The organism is Pseudomonas sp. UBA6315, from assembly GCF_002438125.1.
In the GTDB taxonomy this organism is placed as follows: domain Bacteria; phylum Pseudomonadota; class Gammaproteobacteria; order Pseudomonadales; family Pseudomonadaceae; genus Aquipseudomonas; species Aquipseudomonas faucium.
Genome location: NZ_DJTF01000055.1, coordinates 1 through 4859, shown reverse-complemented (window position 1 = coordinate 4859; position 4859 = coordinate 1). Strand labels below are relative to the sequence as shown.

Here is a 4859-nt window from a genome sequence, read left to right as displayed (position 1 = left end):
ATTCTTCCTGGCGTACCGGGTCGACGATCACGGCGTGCTCGAGGCGGCCACGGTATTTGCAGGCGATGCTGACAGCGAAGTGGGGGATGCCGCGCAGGAAGTTGGTGGTGCCGTCCAGCGGATCGATGATCCACAGGTAGTCCTTGCCTTCTTCGCCGGTGCCCGCGTGCAGGCCAGTCTCTTCACCCTGGATGGAGTGGTTCGGGTACGCCTTGCGCAGGGCGTTGACGATGCTCTGTTCGGCGGCGCGATCAACCTCGGAGACGTAGTCCTTGGCCTCTTTCTCGTCGACCTTGATGGTATCCAGGCGTTCGATGGAGCGGAAGATCAGTTCACTGGCGCTGCGAGCGGCGCGCAGGGCGATATTCAGCATAGGCTGCATGGGCGGGTCACCTGGAGATGTTAAAGAAGAAAGCCGAACATTCTAGCAGAAAATTTTGGCGGCAGAAGTGTCACATTTGCTTTCATGGCGTTACGCTGGTCGGTTCTGTAAGATCGAAACCCTCAAAACCCGCATCTGTGAGCACAACACCTTGCTGCAAAATATTCGTGTTGTTCTGGTCAATACCAGCCACCCCGGCAACATCGGCGGCGCTGCGCGTGCCATGAAAAACATGGGCTTGTCGCGCCTGGTGCTGGTGCAGCCCAAAGAGTTCCCGGCCGCTGACGCCAGCGCGCGCGCCTCCGGCGCCGACGACGTGCTGGCCAATGCCCAGGTGGTCGACAGCCTGGAAGACGCGCTGGTCGGCTGCAGCCTGGTGATGGGCACCAGCGCCCGTGAGCGCAGCATCCCCTGGCCGCTGATCGACCCCCGCGAGTGCGGGGCCAAGGCGGTGGCGCACGGCACCGGCGGCGAAGAGATCGCCCTGGTGTTCGGCCGCGAGCACGCTGGGCTGACCAACGAAGAACTGCAGCGATGTCACTTCCACGTGCACATTCCCTCGAACCCCGGCTTCAGTTCGCTGAATCTGGCTGCCGCCGTCCAGGTGCTCTCCTACGAGGTGCGCATGGCCTGGCTGGCAGTCGAAGGCTCGGCGCCGCAAGCGGAGAAGGTCGACGCCAGCGAGCTGGCGACCATGGATGAAATGGAGCTGTTCTATGAACACCTGGAAAAAACCCTGGTGGACATCGGCTTCCTTGATCCCGAGAAGCCCAAGCACCTGATGGCGCGCCTGCGCCGGCTATATGGGCGAAGCTCGGTCGAGCGTCCGGAAATGAGCATTTTGCGCGGCATCCTCACCGAGACCCAGAAGGTCGCACGGGGCGATGCGCATAAAAGGAAGGACTGACAGATGTTCGAACGTCTGCGTGAAGATATCCAGAGTGTTTTCCACCGCGACCCGGCGGCGCGCAACGCCTTCGAGGTGCTGACCTGCTACCCCGGCATGCACGCGATCTGGCTGCACCGCCTGGGCAATGCCCTGTGGAAGCGCGACTTCAAATGGTTGGCGCGCCTGGTGTCCAACTTCGGGCGCTGGATGACCGGCATCGAGATCCACCCCGGCGCCACCATCGGCCGGCGCTTCTTCATTGACCATGGCATGGGCATCGTCATCGGCGAAACCGCCGAGATCGGCGACGATGTCACGCTGTATCAGGGCGTGACCCTGGGTGGCACCAGCTGGAACAAGGGCAAGCGCCACCCGACCCTGGAGAACGGCGTGGTGGTCGGCGCCGGCGCCAAGGTGCTGGGGCCGTTCACCGTCGGTGCCGGGGCCAAGATCGGCTCCAATGCGGTGGTCACCAAGGCGGTGCCGGCCGGCGCTACTGCGGTGGGCATTCCGGGGCGGATCATCGTCAAGAGCGAAGACGGTGAGCTCGAGGCCAGGCGCAAGGCCATGGCCGAGAAGATCGGCTTCGACGCCTATGGCGTCAGCGGCGACATGCCCGACCCGGTGGCCCGGGCCATTGGCCAGATGCTCGACCATCTGCAGGCAGTGGACGAGCGCCTGGAGGGCATGTGCGGCGCGCTGACCAAGATGGGCAGTGACTACTGTGCCAAGGAGTTGCCGGCACTGCCGGAAGACGACTTCAGCGAAGCGGCGCCGGCGGCCCAGCGCGACACTCAGTCGCATTGAAAACGCCCCGCTGAACCTGCGCTGACATATGGGGCGTGTGCTCACGCCCCTTTGCTGCTACAATCGCGCCCGCCTCCCAGATGCCAAACCCGACTAAAGCAGTAGGTCTAATAGTTGACTTAAATGCTCGGGAATCGCATACTCGCACACATCCTGTAACTCCCGTGGTACCCATTAGCCATGCGACTGACTACCAAAGGCCGATACGCCGTGACTGCCATGCTTGACCTGGCGTTGCACGCGCAGCATGGGCCGGTGTCTTTGGCCGACATTTCCGAGCGCCAGGGCATTTCCCTCTCTTATCTGGAGCAGCTGTTCGCCAAGCTGCGCCGCAGCAGCCTGGTCTCCAGTGTGCGCGGCCCGGGTGGTGGCTATCAGCTGTCGCGCGGCATGGAAACCATCCAGGTGGCCCAGGTCATCGACGCGGTCAACGAATCGGTCGATGCCACCCGTTGCCAGGGCCTCGGGGATTGCCATGCCGGTGACACCTGCCTGACCCACCACCTGTGGTGCGACCTCAGCCAGCAGATCCATGAATTTCTCAGCGGCATCAGCCTGGCCGACCTCGTCAAGCGCCGTGAGGTGCAGGAAGTCGCCCAGCGCCAGGACCTGCGTCGTGTCGCAGGCCGTACTGCCCAGCTGGACAAGATTGAGACGTCCGCCGTCGACTGACCCTTTGTCAACAGTGACGACGAGCGACGCCACCGCCTGATAGGAGATACTCAATGAAGTTGCCGATCTACCTCGATTACTCCGCGACCACCCCGGTCGATCCCCGCGTCGCCCAGAAGATGGCCGACTGCCTGCTGGTCGATGGAAACTTCGGTAACCCGGCCTCGCGTTCCCACGTGTTCGGCTGGAAGGCCGAAGAAGCGGTCGAGAACGGCCGTCGCCAGGTGGCCGAGCTGATCAACGCCGACCCGCGCGAGATCGTCTGGACCAGCGGTGCCACCGAGTCCGACAACCTCGCCCTGAAAGGCGTTGCGCACTTCTATCAGACCAAGGGCAAGCACATCATCACCTCCAAGATCGAGCACAAGGCGGTCCTGGATACCGCTCGCCAGCTCGAGCGTGAAGGTTTCGAAGTCACCTACCTCGAGCCAGGCGAAGACGGCATCGTCACCCCGGCCCAGGTCGAGGCGGCGCTGCGCGACGACACCATCCTGGTCTCGCTGATGCACGTGAACAACGAAGTCGGCTCGATCAACGACATCGCCGCCATCGGTGAACTGACCCGCTCGCGCGGCGTGCTGTTCCACGTCGATGCCGCGCAGTCGGCCGGCAAGGTCGAAATCGACCTGCAAAAGCTGAAGGTCGACCTGATGTCGTTCTCGGCGCACAAGGTCTATGGCCCCAAAGGCATCGGCGCGCTGTACGTCAGCCGCAAGCCGCGTGTGCGCCTGGAAGCGATCATCCACGGCGGTGGCCATGAGCGCGGCATGCGTTCGGGCACCCTGCCAACCCACCAGATCGTCGGCATGGGCGAAGCCTTCGCCATTGCCAAGCAGGAAATGGCCGCCGAAAACGTGCGCATCAAGGCCCTGAGCGACCGCTTCTTCAAGCAGGTCTCGGACCTCGAGGAGCTGTACGTCAACGGCAGCAGCACCGCCCGCGTGCCGCACAACCTGAACCTGAGCTTCAACTACGTCGAAGGCGAGTCGCTGCTGATGTCGCTCAAGGACATCGCCGTATCGTCCGGTTCGGCCTGCACCTCCGCCTCGCTCGAGCCGTCGTATGTACTGCGCGCGCTGGGCCGTAACGACGAGCTGGCGCACAGCTCGATCCGCTTCTCCTTCGGCCGCTTCACTACCGAAGAAGAAGTCGACTACGCCGCGCAGAAAGTCTGCGAGGCGGTGAACAAACTGCGTGAGTTGTCGCCGCTGTGGGACATGTACAAAGACGGCGTCGATATCTCCAAGATCGAGTGGGCCGCCCACTAAGCAGTCGCCGGCAAGAGCGGCTCCCTGATGAGGAAGGAATTGCACCATGGCATACAGTGAAAAGGTCATCGACCACTACGAAAACCCACGCAACGTCGGCAAGATGAATGCCGAGGATCCGGATGTCGGTACCGGCATGGTCGGCGCCCCAGCGTGCGGTGACGTGATGCGTCTGCAGATCAAGGTCAACGAGCAAGGCATCATCGAAGATGCCAAGTTCAAGACCTACGGCTGCGGTTCGGCCATCGCCTCCAGCTCCCTCGCCACCGAGTGGATGAAGGGCAAGACCCTGGACGAAGCCGAAACCATCAAGAACACCCAGCTGGCGGAAGAACTGGCGTTGCCGCCGGTGAAGATCCACTGCTCGGTACTCGCCGAGGATGCCATCAAGGCAGCCGTTCGCGACTACAAGCAGAAGAAAGGCTTGATCTAAGCCGCCCGTTGCAAGGTAAGAGTCAAGGAGTTCCGATGGCTATCAGCATGACAGAAGCCGCCGCCAACCACATTCGCCGCTCCCTCGACGGGCGCGGCAAGGGTGAGGGCATTCGCCTGGGCGTGCGCACCACCGGCTGCTCGGGCCTGGCCTACGTGCTGGAGTTCGTTGACGAGCTCGCCGCCGAAGACCGGGTGTTCGAGAACCACGGCGTCAAGGTGATCATCGATCCCAAGAGCCTGGTATACCTCGACGGCACCGAGCTGGACTTCGTCAAGGAAGGGTTGAACGAAGGCTTCAAGTTCAACAACCCCAACGTGCGCGGTGAGTGTGGCTGCGGCGAAAGCTTCAACGTCTGAGGCTGGCTGTGGGTACTCCTTGTCATTTCGCTCTGTTTGATCTCCAGCC

At 62.6% G+C, this 4859-nt stretch carries 7 protein-coding genes; 6 read left to right on the top strand and 1 reads right to left on the bottom strand.

Going from position 1 to position 4859, the window contains the following annotated elements; genetic code table 11:
* A partial coding sequence (locus tag B3E94_RS06590) for an inositol monophosphatase family protein (RefSeq protein WP_286912806.1) occupies positions 1 to 382 on the bottom strand: 382 nt, incomplete at its 3' end.
* A 151-nt stretch (positions 383 to 533) separates the two neighbouring features.
* Between B3E94_RS06590 and trmJ the strand changes: the two genes are divergently transcribed.
* From trmJ to iscA, 6 genes are all read left to right on the top strand, one after another.
* Positions 534 to 1289, top strand: a complete 756-nt coding sequence (trmJ, locus tag B3E94_RS06585; protein WP_176515326.1) for a tRNA (cytosine(32)/uridine(32)-2'-O)-methyltransferase TrmJ — start codon at positions 534 to 536, stop codon at positions 1287 to 1289.
* Positions 1290 to 1292: 3 nt separating this feature from the next.
* Positions 1293 to 2078, top strand: a complete 786-nt coding sequence (gene cysE / locus B3E94_RS06580; protein ID WP_286912804.1) for a serine O-acetyltransferase — start codon at positions 1293 to 1295, stop codon at positions 2076 to 2078.
* 180 nt (positions 2079 to 2258) lie between these two features.
* Positions 2259 to 2750: a Fe-S cluster assembly transcriptional regulator IscR gene (gene iscR, locus B3E94_RS06575; protein ID WP_043196984.1), complete on the top strand. Its 492-nt coding sequence runs from the start codon at positions 2259 to 2261 to the stop codon at positions 2748 to 2750.
* Between the two features lie 53 nt (positions 2751 to 2803).
* Entirely contained in the window at positions 2804 to 4018 is a 1215-nt protein-coding gene (locus tag B3E94_RS06570; protein WP_176515330.1) for an IscS subfamily cysteine desulfurase, read from the top strand.
* A 46-nt stretch (positions 4019 to 4064) separates the two neighbouring features.
* A complete protein-coding gene (gene iscU, locus B3E94_RS06565; RefSeq protein WP_007929523.1) occupies positions 4065 to 4451 on the top strand; it encodes a Fe-S cluster assembly scaffold IscU in 387 nt (128 codons plus the stop codon).
* 35 nt (positions 4452 to 4486) lie between these two features.
* Positions 4487 to 4810, top strand: coding sequence for an iron-sulfur cluster assembly protein IscA (iscA, locus tag B3E94_RS06560; RefSeq protein ID WP_286912791.1), 324 nt, complete (start codon positions 4487 to 4489; stop codon positions 4808 to 4810).
* The last annotated feature ends 49 nt before the right edge of the window (positions 4811 to 4859 follow it).

Coding starts and splice junctions, on each gene's coding strand:
- cysE (WP_286912804.1), top strand. CDS start 1,293: ATGTTCGAACGTCTGCGTGAAGATATCCAGAGTGTTTTCCACCGCGAC.
- iscA (WP_286912791.1), top strand. CDS start 4,487: ATGGCTATCAGCATGACAGAAGCCGCCGCCAACCACATTCGCCGCTCC.
- iscR (WP_043196984.1), top strand. CDS start 2,259: ATGCGACTGACTACCAAAGGCCGATACGCCGTGACTGCCATGCTTGAC.
- iscU (WP_007929523.1), top strand. CDS start 4,065: ATGGCATACAGTGAAAAGGTCATCGACCACTACGAAAACCCACGCAAC.
- B3E94_RS06570 (WP_176515330.1), top strand. CDS start 2,804: ATGAAGTTGCCGATCTACCTCGATTACTCCGCGACCACCCCGGTCGAT.